The organism is Nocardioides marinus (assembly GCF_013408145.1).
Classification (GTDB): domain Bacteria; phylum Actinomycetota; class Actinomycetes; order Propionibacteriales; family Nocardioidaceae; genus Nocardioides; species Nocardioides marinus.
Window position 1 is genome coordinate 2,060,001 of record NZ_JACBZI010000001.1, and the last position, 25,707, is coordinate 2,085,707.

General features: G+C 72.8%; 29 protein-coding genes. 4 read left to right on the plus strand and 25 right to left on the minus strand.

Features of this window, described 5'->3' with window-relative positions:
* Positions 1 to 118: 118 nt before the first annotated feature.
* The 10 genes from BKA05_RS09795 to argC are packed head-to-tail and all read right to left on the minus strand — an operon-like array spanning position 119 to position 9,956.
* Positions 119 to 709 (minus strand): DNA-3-methyladenine glycosylase, encoded by a 591-nt coding sequence (locus BKA05_RS09795; RefSeq protein WP_179531267.1) that lies wholly within the window; start codon positions 707 to 709, stop codon positions 119 to 121.
* Positions 693 to 2,153, minus strand: coding sequence for an argininosuccinate lyase (argH, locus tag BKA05_RS09800; RefSeq protein ID WP_179531268.1), 1,461 nt, complete (start codon positions 2,151 to 2,153; stop codon positions 693 to 695). Before argH ends, BKA05_RS09795 begins: the two co-directional genes overlap by 17 nt.
* Complete coding sequence (locus BKA05_RS09805; RefSeq protein ID WP_281364574.1) at positions 2,150 to 2,662, minus strand: NUDIX hydrolase; 513 nt, start codon at positions 2,660 to 2,662, stop codon at positions 2,150 to 2,152. Before BKA05_RS09805 ends, argH begins: the two co-directional genes overlap by 4 nt.
* Positions 2,662 to 4,095 (minus strand): argininosuccinate synthase, encoded by a 1,434-nt coding sequence (argG, locus tag BKA05_RS09810; RefSeq protein WP_179531270.1) that lies wholly within the window; start codon positions 4,093 to 4,095, stop codon positions 2,662 to 2,664. Before argG ends, BKA05_RS09805 begins: the two co-directional genes overlap by 1 nt.
* Entirely contained in the window at positions 4,092 to 4,667 is a 576-nt protein-coding gene (locus BKA05_RS09815; protein WP_179531271.1) for an arginine repressor, read from the minus strand. The genes argG and BKA05_RS09815 overlap by 4 nt, the downstream gene beginning before the upstream one ends.
* On the minus strand, positions 4,664 to 5,605 hold the full coding sequence (argF, locus tag BKA05_RS09820; protein ID WP_179533103.1) for an ornithine carbamoyltransferase: 942 nt from the start codon (positions 5,603 to 5,605) through the stop codon (positions 4,664 to 4,666). Before argF ends, BKA05_RS09815 begins: the two co-directional genes overlap by 4 nt.
* 13 nt (positions 5,606 to 5,618) lie before the next feature.
* Positions 5,619 to 6,764: an acetylornithine transaminase gene (locus tag BKA05_RS09825; protein ID WP_179533104.1), complete on the minus strand. Its 1,146-nt coding sequence runs from the start codon at positions 6,762 to 6,764 to the stop codon at positions 5,619 to 5,621.
* A gap of 32 nt (positions 6,765 to 6,796) precedes the next feature.
* Complete coding sequence (argB, locus tag BKA05_RS09830; protein WP_179533105.1) at positions 6,797 to 7,729, minus strand: acetylglutamate kinase; 933 nt, start codon at positions 7,727 to 7,729, stop codon at positions 6,797 to 6,799.
* A gap of 41 nt (positions 7,730 to 7,770) precedes the next feature.
* On the minus strand, positions 7,771 to 8,922 hold the full coding sequence (gene argJ, locus BKA05_RS09835) for a bifunctional glutamate N-acetyltransferase/amino-acid acetyltransferase ArgJ (protein ID WP_179531272.1): 1,152 nt from the start codon (positions 8,920 to 8,922) through the stop codon (positions 7,771 to 7,773).
* Positions 8,919 to 9,956: an N-acetyl-gamma-glutamyl-phosphate reductase gene (argC, locus tag BKA05_RS09840; protein WP_218842387.1), complete on the minus strand. Its 1,038-nt coding sequence runs from the start codon at positions 9,954 to 9,956 to the stop codon at positions 8,919 to 8,921. Before argC ends, argJ begins: the two co-directional genes overlap by 4 nt.
* A 96-nt stretch (positions 9,957 to 10,052) precedes the next feature.
* Here argC and BKA05_RS09845 point away from each other — a divergent pair, with 96 nt between their 5' ends.
* Entirely contained in the window at positions 10,053 to 10,844 is a 792-nt protein-coding gene (locus tag BKA05_RS09845; RefSeq protein WP_179531274.1) for a maleylpyruvate isomerase family mycothiol-dependent enzyme, read from the plus strand.
* A gap of 22 nt (positions 10,845 to 10,866) precedes the next feature.
* Here BKA05_RS09845 and pheT read toward each other — a convergent pair whose 3' ends face one another.
* Both pheT and pheS read right to left on the minus strand, forming a co-directional pair.
* Positions 10,867 to 13,356, minus strand: a complete 2,490-nt coding sequence (gene pheT / locus BKA05_RS09850) for a phenylalanine--tRNA ligase subunit beta (protein WP_179531275.1) — start codon at positions 13,354 to 13,356, stop codon at positions 10,867 to 10,869.
* A 15-nt stretch (positions 13,357 to 13,371) separates the two neighbouring features.
* Positions 13,372 to 14,469: a phenylalanine--tRNA ligase subunit alpha gene (gene pheS / locus BKA05_RS09855; protein ID WP_179531276.1), complete on the minus strand. Its 1,098-nt coding sequence runs from the start codon at positions 14,467 to 14,469 to the stop codon at positions 13,372 to 13,374.
* 93 nt (positions 14,470 to 14,562) lie between these two features.
* On the opposite strand from pheS, the gene BKA05_RS09860 reads away from it, so the two are divergent.
* Positions 14,563 to 15,354, plus strand: a complete 792-nt coding sequence (locus BKA05_RS09860; RefSeq protein ID WP_343045598.1) for a DUF817 domain-containing protein — start codon at positions 14,563 to 14,565, stop codon at positions 15,352 to 15,354.
* 31 nt (positions 15,355 to 15,385) lie between these two features.
* On the opposite strand, the gene BKA05_RS09865 is transcribed toward BKA05_RS09860, so the two are convergent.
* The 7 genes from BKA05_RS09865 to BKA05_RS09895 form a co-directional block, all read right to left on the minus strand.
* Entirely contained in the window at positions 15,386 to 16,456 is a 1,071-nt protein-coding gene (locus BKA05_RS09865; RefSeq protein ID WP_343045599.1) for a sensor histidine kinase, read from the minus strand.
* 95 nt (positions 16,457 to 16,551) lie between these two features.
* A complete protein-coding gene (locus BKA05_RS09870; RefSeq protein WP_343045600.1) occupies positions 16,552 to 17,346 on the minus strand; it encodes a TrmH family RNA methyltransferase in 795 nt (264 codons plus the stop codon).
* Positions 17,347 to 17,354: 8 nt separating this feature from the next.
* The gene (gene rplT, locus BKA05_RS09875) at positions 17,355 to 17,741 is read right to left on the minus strand and encodes a 50S ribosomal protein L20 (protein WP_179531277.1); all 387 of its coding nucleotides are present in this window, start codon (positions 17,739 to 17,741) and stop codon (positions 17,355 to 17,357) included.
* A gap of 38 nt (positions 17,742 to 17,779) precedes the next feature.
* Positions 17,780 to 17,974, minus strand: coding sequence for a 50S ribosomal protein L35 (gene rpmI / locus BKA05_RS09880; protein ID WP_179531278.1), 195 nt, complete (start codon positions 17,972 to 17,974; stop codon positions 17,780 to 17,782).
* Between the two features lie 59 nt (positions 17,975 to 18,033).
* Entirely contained in the window at positions 18,034 to 18,750 is a 717-nt protein-coding gene (gene infC, locus BKA05_RS09885) for a translation initiation factor IF-3 (RefSeq protein ID WP_179533108.1), read from the minus strand.
* Positions 18,751 to 18,951: 201 nt separating this feature from the next.
* The gene (locus BKA05_RS09890) at positions 18,952 to 19,770 is read right to left on the minus strand and encodes a phosphatase PAP2 family protein (RefSeq protein WP_179531279.1); all 819 of its coding nucleotides are present in this window, start codon (positions 19,768 to 19,770) and stop codon (positions 18,952 to 18,954) included.
* Between the two features lie 183 nt (positions 19,771 to 19,953).
* Positions 19,954 to 20,478, minus strand: coding sequence for an SseB family protein (locus BKA05_RS09895; RefSeq protein ID WP_343045601.1), 525 nt, complete (start codon positions 20,476 to 20,478; stop codon positions 19,954 to 19,956).
* A 40-nt stretch (positions 20,479 to 20,518) separates the two neighbouring features.
* Between BKA05_RS09895 and BKA05_RS09900 the strand changes: the two genes are divergently transcribed.
* The gene (locus BKA05_RS09900) at positions 20,519 to 20,962 is read left to right on the plus strand and encodes a cellulose synthase (protein ID WP_179531280.1); all 444 of its coding nucleotides are present in this window, start codon (positions 20,519 to 20,521) and stop codon (positions 20,960 to 20,962) included.
* A 38-nt stretch (positions 20,963 to 21,000) separates the two neighbouring features.
* Positions 21,001 to 21,549 carry a uridine kinase family protein gene (locus tag BKA05_RS09905; protein WP_343045602.1) on the plus strand — a complete coding sequence of 183 codons (549 nt, stop codon included), beginning with the start codon at positions 21,001 to 21,003 and terminating at the stop codon, positions 21,547 to 21,549.
* Here the strand turns inward: BKA05_RS09905 and BKA05_RS09910 are convergent.
* The 6 genes from BKA05_RS09910 to BKA05_RS09935 form a co-directional block, all read right to left on the minus strand.
* The gene (locus tag BKA05_RS09910) at positions 21,530 to 21,994 is read right to left on the minus strand and encodes a PH domain-containing protein (RefSeq protein WP_179531282.1); all 465 of its coding nucleotides are present in this window, start codon (positions 21,992 to 21,994) and stop codon (positions 21,530 to 21,532) included. The genes BKA05_RS09905 and BKA05_RS09910 overlap by 20 nt on opposite strands.
* Positions 21,978 to 22,850, minus strand: coding sequence for an ATP phosphoribosyltransferase (gene hisG, locus BKA05_RS09915; protein ID WP_179531283.1), 873 nt, complete (start codon positions 22,848 to 22,850; stop codon positions 21,978 to 21,980). Before hisG ends, BKA05_RS09910 begins: the two co-directional genes overlap by 17 nt.
* A gap of 10 nt (positions 22,851 to 22,860) precedes the next feature.
* Positions 22,861 to 23,124, minus strand: coding sequence for a phosphoribosyl-ATP diphosphatase (locus tag BKA05_RS09920; protein ID WP_179531284.1), 264 nt, complete (start codon positions 23,122 to 23,124; stop codon positions 22,861 to 22,863).
* Between the two features lie 154 nt (positions 23,125 to 23,278).
* Positions 23,279 to 23,755, minus strand: a complete 477-nt coding sequence (gene ribH / locus BKA05_RS09925) for a 6,7-dimethyl-8-ribityllumazine synthase (protein ID WP_179531285.1) — start codon at positions 23,753 to 23,755, stop codon at positions 23,279 to 23,281.
* A gap of 2 nt (positions 23,756 to 23,757) precedes the next feature.
* Entirely contained in the window at positions 23,758 to 25,083 is a 1,326-nt protein-coding gene (locus BKA05_RS09930; protein ID WP_179531286.1) for a bifunctional 3,4-dihydroxy-2-butanone-4-phosphate synthase/GTP cyclohydrolase II, read from the minus strand.
* Positions 25,080 to 25,706, minus strand: coding sequence for a riboflavin synthase (locus BKA05_RS09935; protein WP_179531287.1), 627 nt, complete (start codon positions 25,704 to 25,706; stop codon positions 25,080 to 25,082). Before BKA05_RS09935 ends, BKA05_RS09930 begins: the two co-directional genes overlap by 4 nt.
* Position 25,707 lies beyond the last annotated feature (1 nt).

Genomic DNA, 25,707 nt, shown 5'->3' on the forward strand with positions numbered 1-25,707 from the left:
GCGGCGAGAAGAACGTTACGCACACATGTCCGGCACGCCAAATCCGGGGGTGCCTCCCCCGCCCGGAGGGGGCGGATCCAGTCTCAGGCCCGGGCTCGCGACGGGGTCGAGCCGCCGCTCAGGGGCGCCTGGCGGCGGGTCGGTACGCCGACACGCTGGGCTCACCGGTGAGCCAGAACCGCCAGGGACGATCCGGTGCGCCGCGCAGCCCGACCCGCGGTCCCGTGCTGATCCGGTCACGCGAGAGGGGTGCGGTCAGCTCGAGTCGCACCGGGCCCGTGGCCAGGTCGCTGCCACCGAGGTCGAGGCCGATCCCCAGGGCCCGGCAGAGGTTGGCCGGGCCCCGGGCCAGGTCACGGTCCCGGGTCGTGCTGCGCCGTTCACGGGCGAGGTGGGCACCCTCGACCACCTCGCCCGCCCGGAGCAGCACCGCGGATGCGGTGCCCTCGGGTCCGGTGACGACGTTGGCGCACACGTGCATCCCGTAGCTGAGATACGCGTAGAGCGTCCCCGCCGGGCCGAACATCACCCGGGTCCTCGGGGTGGGGCCGCGGTAGGCGTGCGAGCCGGGGTCGTCCGAGCCGGCGTACGCCTCGACCTCGGTGAGCCGGACCGTCACGCCGTCGTGGCGCAGGGTCGCGCCGAGCAGCCGGGGCGCCACGTCGAGGACGTCCCCGGCCAGCAGGCCCAGGTCAGGCGAGACGCTCACGCAGGGCCGCCGAGCGGGCCACCAGCTCGTCGTGCTGCTCCCGGACGCGCACGGGTGCGGTGCCGCCGCGACCGTCCCGCGAGGCGACGGAGCCCTCGGCGGTCAGGACGTCCCTGACCTCGGGGGTCAGGTGCGGCGAGATGGCCGCGAGGTCGTCGTCGGAGAGCTCGTGCAGCTCGCAGCCGAGCTCCTCGCATCGGCGTACGCAGGCGCCGGCGAGCTCGTGGGCGATGCGGAACGGGACGTCCTGACGCACCAGCCACTCGGCCACGTCGGTCGCCAGCGAGAAGCCCCGCGGGGCCAGCTCCGCGGAGCGCTCCCCGTGGAAGACCAGGGTGGCGACCATGCCGGTGAACGCCGGCAGCAGCACCTCGAGGGTGTCGACGGAGTCGAAGACCGGCTCCTTGTCCTCCTGCAGGTCACGGTTGTAGGCCAGCGGGAGCGCCTTCAGCGTGGCCAGGAGCCCCGCCAGGTTGCCCACCAGCCGGCCCGCCTTGCCGCGCGCGAGCTCGGCGATGTCGGGGTTCTTCTTCTGCGGCATGATGCTCGACCCCGTCGACCACGAGTCGTGCAGCGTCACGAACCCGAACTCGTGGGTGGCCCAGAGGATGACCTCCTCGGCCAGCCGGCTCACGTCCACCCCGATCTGTGCGGTCACGAAGGCGAACTCGGCGACGAAGTCGCGGGAGGCCGTGCCGTCGATGGAGTTGGCGGTCGAGCCCGTGAAGCCGAGCTCGGCGGCGACGCCGGTCGGGTCCAGGCCGAGGCTCTGGCCGGCCAGTGCCCCCGAGCCGTACGGCGAGTCGGCCGCGACGCGGGCGTCCCAGTCCGCGAGCCGGTCGACGTCACGCAGCAGCGGCCAGGCGTGGGCCATCAGGTGGTGGGCCAGGAGCACGGGCTGGGCGTGCTGCAGGTGGGTGCGCCCCGGCATGATCGTCGGCTGCCCGCCCTGCGTGCCGAGGTGCTGCTGGGCCTGGTCGGCCAGCGCCTCGACGAGGTCGAGCACCTGGGCGGCGACCACGCGGGCGTGGTCGCGCAGGAAGACCTTGAAGAGCGTGGCGATCTGGTCGTTGCGCGAGCGACCCGCACGCAGGCGGCCGCCGACGTCCTGGCCGACCTCCTCCAGCAGCAGCCGCTCCAGCGCGCCGTGCACGTCCTCGTCGGACGGATCGGGGTGCAGGTCGCCGGCGGCGTACCGCTCCCCCAGCGCCGCCAGTCCGCGCAGCAGCTCGGCGTGGTCGGCGTCGGCCAGCAGGCCGGCGCGGTGCAGCGCGTTGGCGTGGGCGCGGGAGCCGGCCAGGTCGTAGGGAGTCAGGCGCCAGTCGAAGTGCGTCGAGCGTGAGAGCGCGTCCAGCTCGGGCGAGGGACCGCCGGCGAAGCGGCCGCCCCACAGCTTCCCCGTGTTGGTGGCGGGGTCGGCGCCGGGGTTGGTGCTGGTGCTCACGCGTGGTTCCTCTCGTGCTGGGCGACCGCAGCGATCGCCAGGGTCATGATCTCGGGGAGGTCGGGGGCGACGAGGCGGCCGTCGGCGCGGACCTCCTCGGGGGTCCACCACCGCGCCTCGAACACGTTGCCGACCTCGGCCTCCTCGAGGTGCTCGAAGCTCACCTCGACGTCCCGTGGCAGCGCGAGGCCGAAGAAGGTGGAGTCGCCGAGGTAGAGCCGGCCGTCGTAGCTGAACTCCCGCTCGTCGCGGTGGAAGGCCGCGGTGAGCCGCTCGGGGCCGACGCGGAGGCCGATCTCCTCGAACAGCTCGCGCACGGCCGCCTGCTGGTGGGTCTCCCCCGCATCGACCTCGCCGCCGATGGTGCCCCAACGCAGGTCGCCCGGCCGACCGGGATCCTGGTCGCACAGGAGCAGCACCTCGCCCGACGGGCTCACGGGCATCACCCGTGCGGTCGCGCGTCGGACGGGGGTCCGCTGTTCCCCCGGACCTGCGTGGGACGACGCCATCAGTCGGTGCCGAACTCCATGGCCGCCGCGTCGAGCGCCTCGTCGCCGCGGTCCTCGCCCAGCTCGGTGTTGGCGGCGATCCGGCTCGCGCCGCCGGGCTCGATCTCACCGAAGAGCGTGCCGTTCTCGACGAGCACCTGGCCCTGGTCCAGCGGCTGCGAGGCGTACATCTCGAGCTTGGCGCGGGAGTCGGCGATGTCGAGGTTGCGCATGGTCAGCTGGCCGATGCGGTCCAGCGGGCCGAACGCGGCGTTCTCGGTGCGCTCCATCGAGAGCTTGTCGGGGTGGTAGGAGAAGTCCTTGCCGATCGTGGAGAGCACGGTGTAGTCCTCACCGCGACGCAGCCGCAGGGTCACCTCGCCGGTCACCAGGGAGGCCACCCAGCGCATCAGCGCCTCACGGATCATCAGGGCCTGCGGGTCCAGCCAGCGGCCCTCGTACAGCAGACGCCCCAGCTTGCGGCCCTCGTTGTGGTACTGCGCGACGGTGTCCTCGTTGTGGATGGCGTTGAGCAGTCGCTCGTAGGCGATCCACAGCAGTGCCATGCCCGGTGCCTCGTAGATGCCGCGCGACTTGGCCTCGATGATGCGGTTCTCGATCTGGTCGGACATGCCCAGGCCGTGCCGGCCACCGATGGCGTTGGCCTCCATCGCCAGCGCCACGGGGTCCCGGAAGGTCTCGCCGTTGATGGCGACCGGGCGTCCCTGGTCGAAGCGGATCCGCACGTCCTCGGTGGGGATCTCCACCGAGGGGTCCCAGAACTTCACGCCCATGATCGGCTCGACGGTCTCCAGGGACACGTCGAGGTGCTCGAGGGTCTTCGCCTCGTGGGTGGCACCCCAGATGTTGGCGTCGGTGGAGTACGCCTTCTCCTTGGAGTCGCGGTAGGGCAGGTCGTGCTCGGTGAGCCACTGGCTCATCTCGGCGCGACCGCCGAGCTCGTCGACGAACTCCGGGTCCAGCCACGGCTTGTAGATGCGCAGGTCGGGGTTGGCCAGCAGTCCGTAGCGGTAGAACCGCTCGATGTCGTTGCCCTTGAAGGTCGACCCGTCGCCCCAGATGTCCACGCCGTCCTCGTGCATGGCGCGCACCAGCATCGTGCCGGTGACCGCACGCCCCAGGGGCGTGGTGTTGAAGTAGGTGCGGCCGCCCGAGCGGATGTGGAAGGCACCGCAGGCGATGGCCGCGAACCCCTCCTCGACCAGCTGGCGCCGGCAGTCGACGGCGCGGGCGATCTCGGCGCCGTACTGGAAGGCGCGGTCGGGGACGCCGGAGATGTCCGGCTCGTCGTACTGCCCGATGTCGGCGGTGTACGTGCACGGGATGGCGCCCTTGTCGCGCATCCAGGCCACGGCGACGGAGGTGTCGAGACCTCCGGAGAACGCGATACCGACGCGCTCCCCCTTCGGCAGCGTGGTCAGGACCTTGCTCACGGGTGCTCCTTCAGGTTCTGGGTCTGGGGGTGGTGCTGGGGGTGGTGCTGGGGGTCGTACGTCGGGTGGTCGGCCATGCCGAGGAACCGGCGGGCCAGGTCGTCCCCGCCCATCGGGTCGCGCCCGATCACGAGGATGGTGTCGTCGCCGGCGATGGTGCCGAGGATGTCGGTGAACTCTGCCTTGTCGAAGGCGGAGGCCAGGAACTGGGCCGCGCCGGGCGGCGTCCGCAGGACCACGAGGTTCCCCGAGGCCTCGGCGCTGACGAGCAGCTCGGCACACAGCCGGGCCAGGCGCGCGCGGCCGGTCGCGGTGTCGGCGGGAGCGAGCGGGGTGCGGTCCCCGCCCTCGGCGGGCACGGCGTAGACCAGTGCGCCGTCGGCGCCGCGGACCTTGACCGCCTCGAGCTCGACGAGGTCACGTGACAGCGTCGCCTGCGTGACCCTCAGGCCGTTCTCGGCCAGCAGGACGGCCAGCTCGCCCTGGGAGTGGATCTCGTGGGATCCCACCAGCTCGACGATCAGCTGGTGCCGGGCGTTCTTGGTGGTCGGGCGCAGGGCGTACTCGGTCATCGCAGCAACGCCCCCTCCTTGGTCCGCAGCAGCCAGGCCAGGACGGCCTTCTGGGCGTGCCGGCGGTTCTCCGCCTCGTCCCAGACCGCGCTCTGCGGCCCCTCGAGGACCTCGGCCGAGATCTCCTTGCCGCGGTACGCCGGCAGGCAGTGCAGCACGATCGCGTCCGGTCCGGCGCAGGCCAGCAGGTCCGCGTCGACGGAGTAGGCGGCGAAGGCCGCGGCCCGCGCGCCCTCCTCGCGCTCCTTGCCCATCGAGATCCACGTGTCGGTGACGACGACGTCCGCGCCGTCGACGGCCGTCTTGGGGTCGGGCTCGGCCGTGGCGGAGCCGCCGGTCCCCCGGGCGATCTCGTGGGCGCGGTCGAACATCGCCTGTGAGGGCATGAATCCCTCCGGCGCACTGACCCGCACGTGCATGCCGGCGGTGGCACCGGCCAGGAGCCAGGAGTTGCCCATGTTGCAGGCCCCGTCGCCGACGAAGGCGACGGTGAGTCCGGCCAGGTCCCCCTTGTGCTCGCGCACGGTCAGCAGGTCGGCGATGAGCTGGCAGGGGTGGAAGTCGTCGGTGAGCGCGTTGACCACCGGGACGCCGGCGTGGGCGGCCATCGTGTCGAGGTCGGACTGGTGGAAGGTGCGCCACACGACGACCGACACCTGGCGTCCGAGCACGCGGGCGACGTCCTCGACGGACTCACGCACGCCGATGCCGGCCAGCTTGCCCTCGACCAGCATCGGGTTGCCCCCGAGCTCGGCGATGCCGGCCCCGAAGGAGACCTGGGTGCGCAGGGTCGGCTTGTCGAAGATCATCGCCACCGACTGCGGCCCGGCCAGGGGCTTGGCGTCGTAGGGTGCACGCTTCATCGCGGCGGCGAGGTCGAGCACCTCGGCCTGCTCGGCCGGGCTGAGGTCGTCGTCGCGCAGGAAGTGGCGCAGCACGGGCACGGGCACCTCACACCTCCGCGGCGTCGAGGATGCCGGGCCAGGCCTGCAGGAAGGACGCGGCGTCGTCGTCGGTGAGGACGAGCGGCGGCGCGAGCCGGATGCGCTGCGGGGTGGTCATGTTGATGATGAAGCCGGCCTCCTGGGCCGCCTGCACGACCGCGGCAGCGGACTCCGAGACCAGGTCGAGGCCGATGAGCAGGCCCTCGCCGCGGACCTCGGTCACCCGCGGGTCGGCGGCGAGACCGTCGCGGATCTTCTCGCCGAGCACGCGGACGTGCTCGAGCAGACCGTCGGCCTCGATGGTGCGCAGCACCGCCAGCGCAGCGGCGCAGGCCACGGGGTTGCCACCGAAGGTGGTGCCGTGGTTGCCCGGCTGCAGCAGGTCCGCCGCGCGCCCCAGACCGACGACCGCCCCGATCGGGAAGCCGCCGCCGAGGCCCTTGGCCAGGGTGACGACGTCGGGCACGACCTCGTGGCGCAGGTGGGCGAACCAGTCGCCGGTGCGACCGATGCCGCTCTGCACCTCGTCGAACCACAGGAGCGCACCGTGCTCGTCGGCCACCCGGCGGGCCGCGGCGAGGTAGCCGTCGGGAGCCACCACCACACCGGCCTCGCCCTGGATCGGCTCGAGGCAGATCGCCGCGGTGTCGCCGGTGACGGCCGCCGCGAGCGCGTCGGCGTCGCCGTACGGCACGAAGGTGACCTCGCCCGGGAGCGGCTCGAACGGCTCGCGGTAGGCGGCCTTGGAGGTCAGTGCCAGGGCACCCATGGTCCGGCCGTGGAAACCGCCCTCGGCCACCACGACGTGGGTGCGGCCGGTGCGGCGGGTGAGCTTGAAGGCGCCCTCGTTGGCCTCGGCGCCGGAGTTGGTGAAGAAGACCTTGCCGCCCCCCTGGGCGGTCACGCCGCCACCGAGGAGGCGCAGCAGCGTCTCGGCGAGCTCGACCTGGGGGCCGGTGGTGAAGAAGTTGGAGACGTGACCGAGGGTCTGCAGCTGCTCGGTGATCGCGCCGACCAGGGCCGGGTGACCGTGGCCGAGGGAGTTCACGGCGATGCCGGCCAGCAGGTCGACGTACTCCTTGCCGTCGGCGTCCCACACGTGGGTGCCCTTCCCACGCACGAGCGCGAGCTTGGGTGGCCCGAAGGTGTTCATCAGGGCCTCGGTGTAGCGGCTGGTCAGGTCGTTCACTTCCGCACCGCCTTCTGCCGGGCCTTGCGGACCTTGGTGTCGACTCCGGGCAGCACCTGGGTGCCGACGCCCTCGTCGGTGAACAGCTCCAGGAGCACGGCGTGCGGCTCGCGACCGTCGACGACGGTGGCCCGCGGGACGCCCTCGGCCACGGCCTTGCGGCAGGCCTCCATCTTGGGGACCATCCCGCTGGCCAGTGTCGGGAGCATCTCACCCAGCGTCTCGGGGCTGATCTCGTAGATGACGTCGTCGCTGTCGGGCCAGTCGCGGTAGAGCCCCTCGACGTCGGTGAGGACGAGCAGCTTCTCGGCGCCCAGCGCGACCGCCAGGGCCGCCGCGGCGGTGTCGGCGTTGACGTTGTGGACGGCACCGTGGACGTCGGGCGCCACGCTGGAGACGACCGGGATGCGCCCGGCCTCGATGATGTCGCGCACCGCCTCGGGGCGGACCTTGGCCACCTCGCCGACGAGGCCGAGGTCGACCTCCTCACCGTCGACGATGGTGTTGGTCGGCTCGGCGGTGAACAGACCGGCGTCCTCGCCGGACATGCCGACCGCGAGCGGGCCGTGGCTGTTGATCAGCCCCACGAGCTCGCGCTGCACCTGGCCCACGAGGACCATCCGCACCACGTCCATCGCCTCGGGCGTGGTGACGCGCAGGCCGCCGCGGAACTCCGACTCGATGTCGAGCTTGCTGAGCATCTTGGAGATCTGCGGGCCACCACCGTGCACGACGACGGGCTTGAACCCCGCGAAGCGCAGGAAGGCGATGTCCTCGGCGAAGGCGCGCTTGAGGTCGTCGTCGGTCATGGCGTTGCCGCCGTACTTCACCACCACGACCTTGCCGTGGTAGCGCTTGAGCCACGGGAGGGCTCCGGCCAGCACGGAGGCCTTGTCGGGGTCCGCGGGCTGCACCTCGCTGAAGTGCATGTTGTCGGGGTCGAGGGGGCTGGGGTTCTTCGACGTGTCGCTCATGAGGAGTAGGCGCTGTTCTCGTGGACGTAGGCGTGGGTGAGGTCGTTGGTCCAGACCGTGGCCCGCTCGGACCCGGACTTGAGGTCGATCGTGACGCTGACCTCGCGCGGCTTCAGGTCGACCGTCGCCGGGTCGGCGTGCGGGGTGGACTGCTTGCACACCCACACGCCGTTGATGGCGACGTCGAGGTCGGCGGGGTCGAAGGTCGCGTCGGTGGTGCCGATGGAGGCCAGCACGCGACCCCAGTTGGGGTCGTTGCCGAAGACCGCGGCCTTGAACAGGTTGCTGCGGGCCACGCTGCGCGAGACCTCGACGGCCTCGTCCTCCGTGGCCGCGTTGAGCGTGGTGATCGCGATCTCGTGGTCGGCGCCCTCGGCGTCCTTGAGCAGCTGCATGGCCAGGTCGGTGCAGGCCTGGGTCAGTGCCGCGGTGAAGTCCTCGAGGCTGGGGGTGATCCCGCTGGCGCCGGAGGCCATCAGCGTCACCGTGTCGTTGGTGGACATGCAGCCGTCGGAGTCGAGTCGGTCGAAGGAGACGCGGGTCGCGGCCCGCAGCGCGGTGTCGAGGTCGGCGGCCGGGACCACGGCGTCGGTGGTGAGCACCACCAGCATCGTGGCCAGCTGCGGTGCCAGCATGCCGGCGCCCTTGGCCATGCCGCCGATGCTCCAGCCGGCGCCCTCGACCACGACCTGCTTGCTCACCGAGTCGGTGGTCATGATGGCCTCGGCCGCGTCGGTGCCGCCGTCGGGCGAGAGACCGGCGGCCGCGGCGTCGACCCCGGCGAGGAGGTCGTCGCGGTCGTTGAGCATGCCGATCAGGCCCGTCGAGCAGACGACGACGTCGATCGCGCCGATGCCCAGGTGCTCGGCGACCCGCTCGGCGGTCGCGTGGGTCGTCTGGAAGCCCTCGGCGCCGGTGTAGCAGTTGGCGCCGCCGGAGTTGATGACGACCGCACGGACGGTGCCGTCCTTGACGACCTCCTTGCTCCACAGGATCGGGTTGGCCTGGCACCGGTTGGCGGTGAAGACCGTGGCGGAGTCGAAGGTCGGACCCTGGTTGGCGACCAGGGCGACGTCCTTGGCGCCGGTCAACTTGAGTCCGGCGGCGACGCCGGCGGCGGTGAAGCCTGCGGGGGCGGTGATGCTCACGGGGCGAGTCCGATCGTGGTCAGGCCCGTGCCCTCGTCGAGGCCGAGCGCGAGGTTCATGCACTGCACGGCGGCGCCGGCGGTGCCCTTGGCGAGGTTGTCGACGGCGCCGACGGCCACGAGTCGTCGGGCGGCCTCGTCGACGGTGACCTGGACGTGCACGGCGTTGGAGCCGGTGACGGACTGGGTCTGGGGCCACTGGCCCGGCGGCAGCACGTGGACGAAGGGCTCGTCGGCGTACGCCTTCGCGTAGGTCTCGTGCGCCTCCTCGGCGCTGACGTCGCGGGCCAGCGGGGCCGAGCAGGTGGCGAGGATGCCGCGCGACATCGGCACCAGGAGCGGGGTGAAGGAGACCGCGACGGTGCCGTCGACCAGGGCGGAGAGGTTCTGGGTGATCTCGGGGGTGTGCCGGTGCGTGCCGCCGACGCCGTACGCCGAGGCGTTGCCCATGATCTCGCTGCCGAGCAGGTGCGGCTTGGCGGCCTTGCCGGCGCCGGAGGTGCCGCTGGCGGCCACCACGACGACCTCGGGCTCGATGAGGCCGGCGGCGACGGCCGGCGCGAGGGTGAGGGTCGAGACGGTGGGGTAGCAGCCGGGGACGGCCACCCGGGTGGCGCCGCGCAGCTGCTCGCGCTGGCCGGGGAGCTCGGGCATGCCGTAGGGCCAGGTGCCGGCGTGCTCGCCGCCGTAGAAGGCCTCCCACGCGGAGGCGTCCTGCAGGCGGAAGTCCGCGCCGCAGTCGATGACGACGGTGTCGTCGCCGAGCTGGGCCGCGATCGGCCCGGACTGGCCGTGCGGGAGCGCGAGGAAGACGACGTCGTGGCCGGAGAGCACCTCGAGGGTGGTCTCCTCCAGCACCCGGTCGGCCAGCGGCACCAGGTGCGGCTGCAGCCCCCCGAGCGGCTGTCCGGCGTTCGAGGCCCCGGTGAGGGCCCCGATCTCGACGTCGGGGTGCGCGAGGAGGTGGCGCAGCAGCTCACCTCCGGCGTACCCGCTGGCTCCGGCGACGGCGACGCGTGTCCGAGTCATGTGCATGACTATACAAAGCATTGCATGGATATGTGAATCGGGGTCGGGTGCCGCCGGGAAACCCGGTGCCGACCGTCGGCGCGGGCCCCTAGGTTGCCAGCCATGACCCGACTCGAGGCCGACTCCTACTCTGCCCACCTGCGCCGGGAGTCAATCAGGTTCCGCGACGTGCTGGCGCTCACCCCGTCGGGGGTCCGCGTGCCCACGTGCCCGGACTGGGACGCCGACGACCTGCTCTGGCACCTCGCGGAGGTGCAGTGGTTCTGGGGCGAGGTCGTCGCCGCCCGGCCGGCCGGCCCACCCGAGCAGCACCCGCAGCGGCCCGCCTCGCGCGCGGCGCTGCTCGCCTTCTTCGACGAGGTCTCGGCCCGGCTGTGCGACCTCCTGGGGACGGTCGCTCCCGACGAGCCGGCCTGGTCGTGGGCCGACGAGCAGACCGTCGGGTTCACGCAGCGGCGCCAGGCGCACGAGGCGATGATCCACCGCCTCGACGCCGAGCTCTGTGCCGGAGCGGCCACTCCCCTGCCCGGCGACCTGGCCGCGGACGGGGTCGCCGAGCTCCTGGAGGTGATGTACGGCGGCGAGCCACCGGCCTGGGGCGAGTTCACGCCCGACGGCCACCTCACCGCCGTCGAGCTGACCGACACCGGCCACCGGCTCGTGGTCCGCACCGGCCGCTTCGTCGGCACCGACCCCGCGAGCGGGGCCGTGCTGGACGTGGCGCACCTCGTGCGGGTCGAGGGCGAGCTTCCTGCGGACGTGACCGTGTCCGGCGCCGCCGCCGACGTCGACGCGTGGTTGTGGAACCGACGCGACGACAGCGGGATCGGGGTCAGCGGCTCCCCGGAGGCCTACCGCGCGTTCCGCGGGGCCGTCGGTGAGCCGCTGACCTGAGGGTCGTTCTCGTCAGCCGGGGTCAGGCGCGCTGGGTGGCCCCGGTGCGCTCGGCGGCCACCGCCACGGCGGCCTCGCGGGCGGTCGTGGTGTCCTTCTCGGTGAGCGTGCGGTCGGCGGCGCGGAAGCGCAGCGCGAAGGCCAGCGACTTGCGCCCCTCCCCCAGCTGCTCGGAGCGGTAGACGTCGAAGAGCCTGATCGACTCCAGCAGCTCGCCCGCGCCCTCCCGCAGCGCTGCCTCGACGTCGGCCGCGGCGACGGACTCGTCCACCACCAGGGCGACGTCCTCCTTGGCCGCCGGGAACGTGGAGAAGGTGGGCGCCTGGCGCAGGTGCACGGCGTGCTCGATGAGCACGTCGAGGTCGACCTCGGCCGCCACGGAGCGGGCCGGTAGGCCGAAGGTCGTGCACACCCGCGGGTGCAGCTCGCCGGCGTGGCCGACCGGGGTGCCGCCGAGCAGCAGCTCTGCGCAGCGGCCCGGGTGCCACGGGGCCAGGGTCGCCGGGCGGGTCTCGAGCGCCAGGCCCAGCGCGTCGGCCACCTGCCGCACGGCCTCGACCGCGTCGGCCCAGGCCACGGGGCGTCCCTCGCCCCACCAGCCGGCGGGCTCGGCCTCGCCCGCGGCCACCAGGCCCAGGTGCAGCGGCTGGTCGGGCAGCGCCTTGAGCAGCGCGTCGAGCTCGGCGTCGCTGGGACGCCGGTCGACGGGCAGGATCGGCGCGCCCTCGGTGGCCCGCGGGAGCGTCACCGTCGCGGTCTCGAAGACCGCCACCGACGTGGCCCCGAGACCGACGTTGCGGCCCGCGGTGCGCAGCAGCGCCGGCAGCAACGTGGTGGTCATCGCCGGTGCCTCGTGGCTGAGCGGGTTGGAGAGCCGGAGCACGGTGCGCCGCGGGTCGTCGGCGGGCAGGCCGAGCGCGTCGAGGTCGCTCTCCCCCACGAACGGGAAGTCGACCACCTCGACCCACCCGGCACCGGCCAGGGTCCGGCCGACCCGGCGCCGCAGCTGCTGGGGGCGGCTCAGCCCCCGGCCACCGGGAGCGGCCGGCAGGACCGAGGGGATGGTGTCGTAGCCGACCAGGCGCACGACCTCCTCGACCAGGTCGTGGGGGTCGGTGACGTCCGGGCGCCACGGCGGCGGGGTCGCCCGCACCGTGTCGCCCTCGACGGCGACCTCGCAGCCCACCGACTCGAGGTGGGCAACGACGGTGCCGGCGTCGATCGGCAGGCCCGAGACCCGCGCGGGCAGGTCGGTCGCCATGGTGACCTGCGGCTGGGCGGGCGGGGTGCCGACCACGGTCACCCCCGGCTCGGCGGTGGCACCGCCGTACGTCGTGAGGAGCTCGACCACGCGGTCGGCGGCCGCCTCGCAGATCGTCGGGTCGACACCGCGCTCGTTGCGCTTGCCGGCCTCGGAGGTGATCTTGTGGCGTCGGCCGGTGCGGAACATCGAGACGGCGTCCCAGTGCGCGGACTCGACCAGCACGCGGGTGGTGGTCGAGGAGATCTCGGTGGACTCACCGCCCATGACGCCGCCCAGCCCGATCGGGCCGGTGTCGTCGCAGACCACGAGGTCCTCGGCGGTCAGGGTGCGCACGGTGCTGTCCAGGGTGGTGACCTTCTCGCCGTCGACGGCGCGGCGCACGACGACCGGGCCCTGGAGCTTGTCGGCGTCGTAGCCGTGGATGGGTCGGCCGGTCTCGAGCATGACGTAGTTGGTCACGTCCACGGCCAGCGAGATCGGGCGCATGCCGGCCGCGGTGAGCCGCTTCGCGATGAAGTCCGGGGTGGGCGCGGCCGGGTCGAAGCCGGAGACCGTGCGGGCGACGAAGACCGGGCACCCGGTGGGGTCCTCGACGCGGACGGGGTGGCCGGCGTCGTCGGCCGGTGGGGTCCCGCGCAGCGCCGGGTCGCGGAAGCCGCTCGCCCCGGCCACGGACACCGCGACCTCGCGGGCGATGCCGCGCAGCGACAGGGCGTACGCCCGGTCGGGGTTGACCTCGAACTCGATGACCTCCTCGTCGAGGCCGAGGATGCCGCGCACGTCCTGGCCGGGCTCGCCGGCCCCCTCGGGCAGCACGATGATGCCGTCGTGGTCCTCACCGAGGTTCAGCTCGCGCGCGGAGCAGATCATCCCGGCCGAGACGTGGCCGTAGGTCTTGCGGGCGCTGATCTCGAAGCCCCCGGGGAGCACGCCCCCGGGCAGCACCGTCACGACCAGGTCGCCGGGCCGGAAGTTGTGGGCGCCGCAGACGATGCCCTGCGGCTCGCCGGTGCCGTTGGCGTCACCGACGTCGACGGTGCACCAGTTGATCGTCTTGCCGTTCTTCTGCGGCTCGGGCTCCATGGTGAGCACCCGGCCCACCACCAGCGGGCCGGAGATGCCGGCACCGGCGGACTCGATGGCCTCGAGCTTGAGGCCGGTGAGGGTGAGCCGTGCGGTGAGCTCGTCGGTGCTCGTGCCGTCCGGCACGTCGACGTACTCGAGGATCCAGGACTTGGGGGCCTTCATCGTGACTCTCCGGACTCAGATCTCGGTGCCGAACGCGGCGCTGAAGCGGACGTCGCCCTCGAAGAGGGGGCGCAGGTCCTCGAGGTTGTGGCGGAACATGAAGCTGCGGTCGATGCCCATGCCGAAGGCGAAGCCGGAGTAGACCTCCGGGTCGACGCCGCAGGCCACGAGGACGCGCGGGTTCACCACGCCGCAGCCGCCCCACTCGATCCAGCCCTCGCCGCGGCAGGTGCGGCAGGAGTCGGCGTCCACGCCCCGGCAGACGAAGCAGCGCACGTCGACCTCGGCCGACGGCTCGGTGAAGGGGAAGTACGACGGGCGGAACCGGGTGTCGATGCCCTCCCCGAACAGCTGCGCGGCCAGGTGGTCCAACGAGCCCTTGAGGTGGGCCATCGTGATGCCCTCGTCGACGACCAGGCCCTCGACCTGGTGGAACATCGGGCTGTGGGTGGCGTCGTACTCGTCGGTGCGGAAGACCCGGCCCGGGCAGGCGACGTAGATCGGCGGGGTGCGGGTCAGCATCGTGCGGGCCTGGACCGGCGAGGTCTGGGTGCGCAGCACGATGTGCCGGTCGGCCGGCTCGGTCCAGAAGGTGTCCTGCATGGTGCGTGCCGGGTGGTCGGGCCCGAGGTTGAGCGCGTCGAAGTTGAGCCACTCCGCCTCCACGACGGGGCCCTCGGCGATCTCCCAGCCCATCGCGACGAAGATGTCGGCGATCAGCTCGGACTGCAGGGTGATCGGGTGCCGGCCGCCGCGACGGCGACGGTCGGTGGGCAGCGTGACGTCGACGGTCTCCTCGACCAGCATCCGCTCCTCGTGCTCGGCCTCGAGCACCGCCTGACGGGTGGCGATGGCCTGGTTGACCGCGCCACGGGCCTGCCCGACGCGCTGACCGGCCTCCTTGCGGGCCTGCGGGGGCAGCGCCCCGATCTCGCGGTTGGCCAGCGCCAGCGGCGAGCGGTCGCCGGCGTGGTCGATGCGCACCTGCTTGAGGGCGTCCAGGTCGGCCGCGGCGGCGACCGCCTCGAGGGCGGCGTCCCGGGCCGCCTCGACCTGCTCCGCCTGGAGCGGGGTCACCTCGACGGGGTCGTAATCGGTGTTCGGGCCCGACATGGAGGCACCTTTCCGGCTGTGGACGAGCAACCGGGTCAGTCTAGGAAGGCGTGGTGCCGCGGCGCGAACCGGTCACCGTCGTAGCGTCTCGTGGTGCCTCACGCCGTGCTCCAAGTGCTCCGCTTCGCCGTCGCCGAAGCGGCCTCGTGCGCCTTCGCGGTGGCGGTCTTCGCCGGTCTGCTGGTGACGTTCCTCGTCCCGCTGCCCTGGGCTGCCTACGACGTCCTGCTGGTGTGGTGCGTCGTGGTCACGCTGGGGTTCTGGGCGGCGGGCCTGGAGACCTGGCGCGAGGTGCTGGTCATCTGCGCCTTCCACCTGCTCGGGCTGGCCCTGGAGCTGTACAAGGTGCACGTCGGCTCCTGGAGCTATCCCGGGGAGGCGGTCACGAAGGTCGCCGGCGTCCCGCTGTTCTCCGGCTTCATGTACGCCGCTGTCGGCAGCTACATCTGCCAGGCCTGGCGTCGCCTGGACCTGCGGGTCAGCCACTACCCGGCGCTGCCCACCACCCTGGTCGCGGTCGGGATCTACGCCAACTTCTTCACCCACCACCTCACCGTCGACCTGAGGGTCCCCCTGGCCCTGGCCGGGCTGCTGGTGCTGCGCCGGTGCCGGGTCCACTTCACCGTGGGGCCGGCGCGCTACCGGATGCCGTTGGCGGCGTCGTTCGTCCTCATCGGCACGTTTCTCTGGGTCGCCGAGAACCTCGCCACGTTCCTCGACGCCTGGGCCTACCCGGGCCAGGAGGAGGTGTGGGAGGTCGTCCACACCTCCAAGATCGGCGCCTGGTCGCTGCTGGTCACGATGAGCTTCGTGCTCGTGGCCACCGTGAAGGCGGCCGAGGGGCGGCTCTACCACCAGGGCGGCGAGCCGACAGTCACGCGCTGACCTCCCCGGCCCGCGGGCCCGGGGCGGGTGCTCAGCGACGCCGGTGGTCCTCGACCGGCCAGCGCACGACGACCCGGGCTCCCCCGCCGGGGGCGTCCTCGATGACGACCTCCCCGCCGTGGGCACGGGTCAGCCCGCCGACGATGTAGAGACCCAGCCCGGAGCCGCCACGGGCGCCGTGCTTCCAGAACTTGGTGAACACCTGCCGGCGCAGCGCCTCCGCGATGCCCTCGCCCTGGTCGTCGACCGTCACCACGACGTACGCCGTCGGGCCGGAGCCGCCGGGACCGGCCCGGTGAGGATCGTGCTCGAGCGTCACCCGCACGTCGCCGTCCCCGTGCCGCACGGCGTTCTCCACCAGGTTGGTCAGCACCTGGGTGAGCTTGTCGGGGTCGGCCACCACCCGCGGCAGGTCGTCGGGCGCCACCAGCTCGACCGAGCGCGAGGTGGCCGCCCCCACCGAGCCGACCACCCGGCCGGCCAGCACGGCGACGTCGGTGGGCCGCGGGTGCAGCTGCAGGCGCCCGGTGTCGATGCGTGCGACGTCCAGGAGCTCGGCGATGAGGCGACTGAGCCGGTCGGAGTCGGAGTGGACGGTGGTGAGCATCAGCTTCTTCTGCTCGTCGCTGAGCTTGTCCCACCGGTTCAGCATCGCCTGCACGAAGCCCTTGACGCCCGTGAGCGGTGAGCGCAGCTCGTGGGCGACGGTGGCGACGAGGTCGGAGCGCTCGCGGTCCAGACGCGCCCGGCCGCGACCGGACCGGATGCTGATCGCCACCCGGTCCACCGCACGGTCGGTCGCGGGGCGGTGGATGCGTGCCGCCACGAGCACCTCGCTGCCGTCGGGCAGGGTCCAGGACTGCTCGGGCACGCCGGTGCGGGTGGACAGCCCCTCGTAGGGCCGGTGCGCGTCGTACCAGCGGCACCCCTCGGTGTCGCGCAGCAGCAGCACGTCGGCCAACGGCCGGCCGACCGCGGTCCCGGCGTCGATACCGAGCATCCGTGCGGCGACGGCGGACACGAGCTCCACCCGCTGGTCGGGGCCCGCCAGCAGCACCCCGTCGGGCAGGGCGTCGACCACCTGCTGCGCACTCGCCTCCACGGGCGTCACCCTAGCCGCGTGCGGCAGCGACCTCTCGAGCGTGCGTCAGTGACGGCTCGGGCCGTGCGTCAGTGACGGCTCGGCGGCTCGGCGGCTCAGGAACGCTGGGCGCGAGCCGAGGCGTAGAGGCACAGCGCGGCCGCGGTGGAGAGGTTGAGCGACTCGGCCCTGCCGTGGATCGGGATGGCGACGCGGTGGTCGGCCAGGGCCGCGAGGTCCTCGGGCAGGCCCCGGGCCTCGTTGCCGAACAGCCAGGCGGTGGGGCGGGCGAGCAGCTCGTCGGCCTCGAACAGGTCGACCTCGCCGGCACCGTCGGCGGCCAGCACCACCAGCCCGGCCGCCTGGGCCGCGCGGACGGCCGCGGCCGGGTCCGGCTCCACGGACACGGGCAGGTGGAAGGCGCTGCCCACGCTGGCGCGCAGCGTCTTGGGGTTGTAGAGGTCGACCGAGCTTCCGGCCAGGACGACCGAGTCGGCACCGGCGGCGTCGGCACAGCGCACGACGGTGCCGGCGTTGCCGGGGTCACGGACGTCGGCGCAGACGGCGACCAGCCGCGAGTCCTCGGTGAGGGCCCGGTCGAGCTCGACGTCGACGAAGCGGCACACGGCCACGACACCGGCAGGACTGACCGAGTCGCTGAGCGCCGCCAGCGCGCGGTCGTCGACCAGGGTGCGGCGTACGCCGGCGGGCAGGTCGGGCACGAGCCCGAGCGCGTCGGGGCGCACCAGGACCTCCACGACGCACCCCGCGGCGAGGGCCCCCTCGACGGCCTTCGGGCCGTCAGCGAGGAAGAGCCGCCGCTCCGAACGCTCGGAGCGACGGCTCAACCGACGCAGCTGCTTGACGCGAGGGTTGCTCGCGGCCAGCGGGGTCTCGACAGGCTCGACCACCGGAGGGATCAGGCCGAGACCTTGGGCGCGTTGACGTCCTCGGGCAGGGCGGCCTTGGCGGTCTCGACGAGCGCGTTGAACGCGGGGATGTCGTTGACGGCCAGGTCGGCCAGGATCTTGCGGTCGACCTCGACACCGGCCAGGTTCAGGCCCTGGATGAACCGGTTGTAGGTCATGCCCTGGGCACGAGCGGCGGCGTTGATGCGCTGGATCCACAGGCGACGGAAGTTGCCCTTGTTCTTGCGCCGGTCGTTGTAGTTGTAGACCAGCGAGTGGGTGACCTGCTCCTTGGCCTTGCGGTACAGGCGCGAGCGCTGGCCGCGGTAGCCGCTGGCGCGCTCGAGGGTGGTCCGACGCTTCTTCTGGGCGTTCACTGCGCGCTTGACGCGTGCCATGTCAGTACTCCTTGGTGCTCGTGAGGTTCAGGGGTGGGTCAGCGACCCAGCAGCTTCTTGGCGCGCGGGACGTCGGCCTTGGCCAGCTCGACGGTGCCGGTCATCCGGCGGGTCACCTTGGAGGGCTTCTTCTCCAGGTTGTGACGCTTGCCGGCCTTCTCACGAAGGATCTTGCCGGAGCCGGTCACCTTGAAGCGCTTGCCGGCACCGGAGTGCGACTTGTTCTTGGGCATGGTCGTGCCTTTCGGTTGTGCTGCTTGTGCTGCTCGCCCGGTGGGACGAGGTGGCTTGGTCAGGCCTCGATCTCGGGGTCGAGGTTCTCGGAGCGGCCACGCTCCTTGGCCACGCCGGTGCGTCCGGCGTTGGCCGCGGTGCGCTCGGCCTTCTCCTCCGCGTCGACGGCTGCCTTCTCGGCGGCCGCCTGGTTCTTGGCGGCCTTGATCTCGGCCTTGGCCTCGGCCTTCTTCTTGTGCGGGCCGAGCACCATGATCATGTTGCGGCCGTCCTGCTTGGGGGAGGACTCCACGAAGCCCAGGTCGGTGACGTCCTCGGCGAGCCGCTGGAGCAGCCGGAAGCCCAGCTCGGGGCGGTGCTGCTCACGACCGCGGAACATGATCGTGATCTTGACCTTGTCGCCGGCCTTGAGGAAACGCACGACGTGACCCTTCTTGGTCTCGTAGTCGTGCGCGTCGATCTTCGGCCGGAGCTTCATCTCCTTGATGATGACGTTGGTCTGGTTCCGGCGCGCCTCGCGGGCCTTCTGGGCGTTCTCGTACTTGAACTTCCCGTAGTCCATGAGCTTGCAGACCGGGGGGCGCGCGGTCGGGGCGACCTCGACCAGGTCGAGGTCGGCCTCCTGCGCGAGGCGCAGCGCGTCAGCCGTCGGCACGATGCCGACGGTCTCTCCGTTGGGGCCAACGAGGCGGACCTCGGAAACCCGGATCCGGTCGTTGATTCGAAGCTCGGTGCTGATGTGTCCTCCTGGGGCTCGATGACAAGCGGAACCCAGTCAGGACACCCCTCCCCGTCACCCGGGGGGTGCATCAGCGGGAGCACGTGGCTCTCGCGGACCGGACCCGACGACCTGTGCCCTGCCGGGCGGCGGTCGGTGCGGGTGGGAGACGGATCGTGCTGGTCCCCGCTTGGAGATCACTCCCGTCCACCACGGGCGAGCCCGGGGCAGGCGGAACTGATCGGTCAACAGCAGAGACTACTCGCTTCTTCCCCGGTCCCGCCAATCCATGGGGACGGCCCGTCGCTCGCGGGCCCGGTCGTGCCACAGACCGACGGCCAGGTCCACGGCCAGGACGAGCACCGCACCGGCGAGCACGTCGACCAGCCAGTGGTTCGCGGTGGCCACCACCACCAGGGAGGTGATGACGGGGTGCGCCAGCGAGAGCAGCCGGGCCCACGGGCGCCGGGTCAGCCGCCAGACGACCAGGGCCACCCAGCAGGCCCACCCCACGTGCAGCGAGGGCATGGCGGCCAGCTCGTTGGTGAGGTGCCCCAGCCCCGCCGGCGCCGAGGCGTGCTCGGACCACCACCCGGCCGCGGCGGTCGAGGCCAGCACGTCGACGTACCCGACCAGGCGCGGCGGCGCGACGGGCACGGCGACGTAGACCACGAGCGCGACCACCGACGCGGCCACGAGGGTCCACCGCTCGCGCGCGTACGCCGACGGGCGGCGCCACCACAGCCACAGCAGCACCGCCGGGGTGACGGTGTAGTGGCCCACCGAGTACCAGTACGACGCGGCGACGGCCAGGGCGTGGTGCGAGGCCAACCAGCTGGACCACGCCCACTCCGGGTCGAGCCCGAGCAGGCCCTCCAGCGCCAGCAGGTCCAGCGCCCGGTCCCGGGCCGAGGCCAGGTCGTCGTCGGCCAGCAGCCGGCCCGCGGAGTAGCCGACGTAGAGCAGCGCCACCAGGAGCAGCTCCCTCGCACCGGTGCGCCAGCGCACTCCCGGCGGCCGTGCGCCCTCGCGCGGCTCCCGGGGGCTCACGGTGGTGCTCTCGGCGGTGGTGCTCACGTGGGGGGCTCTCCTCTCGCGACGCCCTCGGGCCGGCCACTCTCCGGCGCACACGCGTCGTGGGCGGCACTCTGCCGGGTCCGGCCGCGCAGCGCGACCACCTTCGGGGGGACCTCGGGGTCCGCCCGGGGTGTGGCCGGGGTGTGGTCGGGGTGCCGTCGGGGTCGGGCAGGACCGGACGGCTCAGTCGCGCACCCAGGCGGTCTGCTCGCCGACGCGGGCCAGCCGCCAGCCGCGGGCCAGCCCCTCGAGGTCCACTCCCTCGACCACCAACCGGGTCGGTCCCGCCACGTCGACCAGCAGCGCGGCGGCGCCCTCCTGGAGGGCCGCCTGGGCCGCGAGCTGCGCGCGCACGGGGACCGGACGCGCCTCGGGGTCCCACGCCTGCATGGAGGCGGTGTGGGTGAAGGAGAGCAGGGCGGTGCGGCCGTCACGGCCGGTGAGCAGGACCGCGGCCATGTCGCTGGACTTGTCACGCGCCAGCCCGTCGTCACCGACCTCGACCTCGCCGAGGACCGCCACCACCGGGACGAGCAGACGGCTGACCCCGAGCGCCTCGAGGCAGGCCGGGAACAGCGCGCGACGCTCGTGCGGCTCGCGGGCGGCGGCGTACGCCGTGAGCGCGGCGCGCAGCCGTGGGTCGTCGTCCCCCTGGTCGTCGGGGAACTCGCTGCCCAGCAGGCGGCGGTCGTTGTCAGGGGCGCTCACGCGGCCATCCTCTCAGCCGCTGCTGTGGCAGGGTTGAGGGGTGGACGACGCCGCCTGGACCGCTCTCGCCCTGGCCCTCACGATCGTGGGTGGCCTCTACACCTGGCGCGCCCACCGCCGTCGTGGGCTGGCCGCCGGCATGCGCGGGGCGGGTCTGACGCTGCTGGTGCCCGCGGCCTGGCTGACCGACACGCTGCGGATGTTCACGCGGATCGTCGATGCCGTGGGCGACTGGGCCCTCGGGCTGGTCTTCTCCCCCCTGGTCTGGGTGGGGGTCGTGCTGGGCGGGGTCGGCGCGCTGCTGCTCGTGGTCAGCGGGATCCTGACCTCGCGCCAGCTCGGCACCACCCCACGCTCCGGCACAGGTCCGGCCGGCGCGACGAAGGAGGTCGGCCCCGCCGAGCGTCGTGCCAAGGGCGAGCCCGCCATCGACGACGACCTGGCCGACATCGAGGCCCTGCTGCGACGCCGGGGCATCTCCTGACCGCACCCTCCCCCGCCGCCGAGCGGGTGCTCGAGGCCGTGCTCGCGCGACCGGCCACCCCGGGCGCCGGGCGGCTGCTGCGCATCGACGGGCCCTCGGGCTCCGGGAAGACCACCCTGGCGCGGGCGGTGTCACGGCTGGCGCTGCAGCGCCAGGTCGGCTGCCGGGTGCTGCACATGGACGCGATGTACGACGGGTGGGACGGCCTCCCGTCGGTGTGGGCGCAGCTCGAGACCCTGCTGCCGCCCCTGTCGGAGGGCCGCCCCGGGCGCTACCGGGTCTACGACTGGCGACTGGGTCGCTACCGCCGCACCGTCCAGGTCGCACCCGTCCCGCTGCTGGTGCTGGAGGGGGTGGGGTCCGGCCACCCGGCGTACGACCACCTCGGCACGGTGCTGGTGTGGGTGCAGGCCCCGCCGTCCCTGCGCCGCGCACGTGCCCTGGCACGAGACGGCGCGGACTACGAGCCGCACTGGGAGGCCTGGGCGCGTTCCGAGGCCGAGGTGCTCGCCCGCGACCGGACGCGCGAGCGTGCCGACCTCGTGGTCGACGGGGCGAGCGGCGAGGTCAGCGCGGCGGGTCGCTGACCAGCGCGCGGAGCTGGCGGACCGCGGTGACCGAGCGGCCGCCGTCGGAGCCCTGGATGCCCATCGCGGAGCAGGTGGTGCCGTCGGTGAGGTCGAGGGTCACCCACGGTGCTCCCGGCGGCAGGTGGACGGCGACGACCTGCTCCCACGCCAGCACCCGCCGCTTGTAGCCGTTGACGACCACGAGCGCCTCGCGGGTGGCGACCACCCGCGAGCGCATCAGCGCGTTGAGGCAGGCGAAGCCGAGCCCGGCGACCGCGAGGACGGTGAAGATCTGCAGCCCGGTGAAGCTGTCCTGGGTCTCCTGGTCGAAGGAGAGCCAGGCCGCGCCGAAGACGACGAGCAGACCGGCGCCGAGCACCACACCGACGATCCGGGGCCCGAGCGGGCGCCAGGTCACCGGCAGCGCAGGGGCGCCGGCCGCCGGCTCAGAGGCGGCAGGCATGGATGTCGGTGAGCAGGATGCCGCGCGCACCCAACCCGTAGAGCTCGTCCATCAGCCGCTGCGCACCGTCGCGCGGGACCATCGCGCGCACCGCGCTCCAGCCCTCCTTGTGCAGCGGGGCGACGGTCGGGCTCTCGATGCCCGGCGTCAGCTCGACCGCGGTCTCGACCTGGTCGGTCGGGATGTCGTAGTCCATCATCACGTAGCTGCGGGCGACCAGGACGCCCTCGATCCGGCGCCGGAAGACCTCCAGGCCGGTCGGCGCCTCGCCGCTGCGGGTGATGAGCACGGCCTCGGAGTCCAGGATCGTCTCGCCGAAGACCTCCAGCCCCGCGCGTCGCAGGGTCGAGCCGGTCTCCACGACGTCGGCGATGGCGTCGGCCACGCCGAGCTGGATGCTGGTCTCGACGGCACCGTCGAGGCGGACCACGGTCGCGTCGATGCCGCGCTCCTCGAGGAAGGCTCGCACGACGCCGATGTACGACGTGGCGATGCGAGCACCGGCCAGCTCCCCGAGCTCGGAGAAGCGGCCGGCGGGCCCGGCGAAGCGGAAGCGGCTGCGACCGAAGCCCAGCTGGAGCGCCTCCTCGGCCTTGGCGCCGGAGTCGGCGAGCAGGTCGCGACCGGTGACGCCGACGTCCAGGGTGCCCTCACCGACGTACAGCGCGATGTCGCGGGGGCGCAGGTAGAAGAACTCGACGCCGTTCTCGGCGTCGACGAGGGTCAGCTGCTTGGAGTCGGTGCGCTGGCGGTAGCCGGACTCGCGCAGCATCTCCGTGGCCGACTCCGACAGCGCCCCCTTGTTGGGGACGGCGACGCGGAGCAGCCGCTGGTCGGTGGTGGGAGCAGTGCTCATCGGGGACCTCTCAGAGGTGGGCGTAGACGTCGTCGAGCTCGATGCCGCTGGCCAGCATCAGGCACTGGGCGTGGTAGAGCAGCTGGCTGATCTCCTCGGCGGCACGCTCGCGGCCCTCGTGCTCGGCGGCCATCCAGGACTCGGCGGCCTCCTCGACCAGCTTCTTGCCGATCGCATGGACGCCGGCGTCGAGCTGCTTGACGGTGCCGGAACCGTCGGGACGGGTACGCGCCTTCTCGCTGAGCTCGGACCAGAGCTCGTCGAACGTCTTCACGCCTCGCAGCCTAGGCGCTGACGCGGCGCGCCCCGATATCCGCGTGCCGCGGTGGGACACCGGACGTGAGACGGAGCACGACGTCGTGCAGGAGATGTCGTCCGATTCCCTGCACAACGTCGTGGTCGACGCGTCCGGCGGCGCGGGCGGCGGGTCAGCCGCGGATCTGCTTGATCGAGCGGGCGGTGAGCAGGGCGGCCGAGGTGGCCTCGTAGCCCTTGTCCTCCTTCGACCCCTCCAGGCCGGCCCGGTCGAAGGCCTGCTCGTCGGTGTCGCAGGTGAGGACGCCGAAGCCGATCGCGACGGTGTGGTCCAGCGCCACGCGGGTCAGGCCGTCGGTGGCGGCGGAGCAGACGTACTCGAAGTGCGGGGTGCCGCCGCGGATGACCACGCCGAGGGCGACGACCGCGTCGTAGCCCTTGCCGGCGAGCGCCGAGGCCACGACCGGCAGCTCGAAGGTGCCGGGGACCCGCTCGAGGCGGTGCTCGGCGACGCCGTGGGTCTCCAGGGCGCGGCGAGTGCCGGCGAGCAGGCCGTCCATGACCTCGGTGTGCCAGGAGGCCGCGACGACGGCGACGCGCAGGTCGCTGCAGTCGACGGGCTCGGTGGTGGGGGCTCCGTCTCCGCTCATGGTCAGGCTCCGTTCTCGATGAGGTCCGCTGCCACGGCGGAGGTCAGGCCGGGAAGGACGTGGCCCATCCGGTCGCGCTTGGTCAGCAGGTAGGCCAGGTTGTGGTCGTTGGGGTGCGGCGTGAGGGGCACCCGCTCGGCCACCGTGATGCCGAAGTCCTCGAGGTTGCTGATCTTGTCGGGGTTGTTGGTCATCAGCCGGACCTGCTCGACGCCGAGGTCGCGCAGGATCTGCGTGGCGGTGCCGTAGTGCCGGGCGTCCGCGGGCAGGCCGAGGTCGAGGTTGGCGTCGACGGTGTCGCGACCGCCGTCCTGGAGCTGGTAGGCCTGCAGCTTGGCGAGCAGGCCGATGCCCCGGCCCTCGTGGCCGCGCAGGTAGATGACCACGCCCCGGCCCTCCTCGACGACCCGCTCGAGGGCCTCGTCGAGCTGCGGGCCGCAGTCGCAGCGGTGGCTGCCGAAGACGTCGCCGGTGAGGCACTCGGAGTGCACCCGGGTCAGCACGGGCTCGCCGTCGCGCAGCGACTCGGGGTCGCCGTGCACCAGCGCGATGTGCTCGGAGCCGTCGACGGTGATGCGGTAGCCGAAGGCGGTGAACTCCCCCGCGCGCGTGGGCAGCCGGGTCACGGCCTTGCGCTCCACGAGGTTCTCGTGGCGGCGGCGGTAGCGGACGAGGTCCTCGATGCTGATCATCGCCAGCCCGTGCTCGTCGGCGAACTCGCGCAGCTCCGGCCCGCGCTTCATCGTGCCGTCGTCGTTGACGACCTCCACCAGCACGCCGGCCGGCGTGAGGCCGGCCATCCGGGCCAGGTCGACGGCGGCCTCGGTGTGCCCGCGGCGTACGAGGACGCCGCCCTCGCGGTAGCGCAGCGGGAAGACGTGCCCGGGGCGGGTGATCTCCCACGGCTCGGTCGCGGAGTCGGCCAGCACGCGGGCGGTGCGGGCGCGGTCGGCGGCGGAGATGCCGGTGGAGACGCCGTCGCGGGCGTCGACCGAGAGCGTGTACGCCGTGCGGTAGGCGTCCTTGTTGTGAGGGGTCATCAGCGGGATCTCGAGCCGGTCGAGCATCTCGCCGGGCATCGGCACGCAGATGACGCCGCTGGAGTGCCGGATCGTCCAGGCCATCAGCTCCGGCGTCGCCTTGGAGGCGGCGAAGATGATGTCGCCCTCGTTCTCGCGGTCCTCGTCGTCGACGACGACCACGGCCCTGCCGGCGGCGATGTCCTCGAGCGCGCGCTCGACGGTGTCGAGCCGGATGCTCCGCAGGGTGGGGTTGTCGTGGGGCGCGTCGGCCTCGTGGCCGTCCTTGGCGCCGTCGATGGTGCTCATGCCTGCTGCTCCTTGCTGTGCTCGCTCGTGGGCAGGTAGGCCGCGACGAGCTTGGCGACGTGCTTGGCGATCACGTCGGTCTCGAGGTTGACCCGGTCGCCGACCTGACGGTGACCGAGGGTGGTGCGCGCGAGCGTCTCGGGGATGAGGCTCACGGTGAAGCTGGCGGGACGGGCCTCGACGACCGTGAGGCTGACGCCGTCGACGGTGATCGAGCCCTTGTCGACGAGGTAGCGGCCCATCTCCTCGGGCATCGCGACCTCGACGACCTCCCAGTGCTCGCTGGGGGTGCGGGCCAGGACGGTGCCGACGCCGTCGACGTGGCCCTGGACGATGTGGCCGCCGAGACGCTTGTCGGCGGTGACGGCCCGCTCGAGGTTGACGGTGTCGCCGGGCGCGACGCCGTGGAGGCTGGTCTTGTCCAGCGTCTCCTGCATGACGTCGGCGGTCCAGGTGTCGTCCGTGCGGGTGGCGACGGTCAGGCAGCAGCCGTTGACGGCGATGCTGTCGCCGAGGCCGGTGCCCTCGAGCACGGTGGTGGCGCGGACGGTGAGGCGGATCGCGTCGCCCTGGTCCTCGACGGACTCGACGGTGCCGAGCTCCTCCACGATGCCGGTGAACATG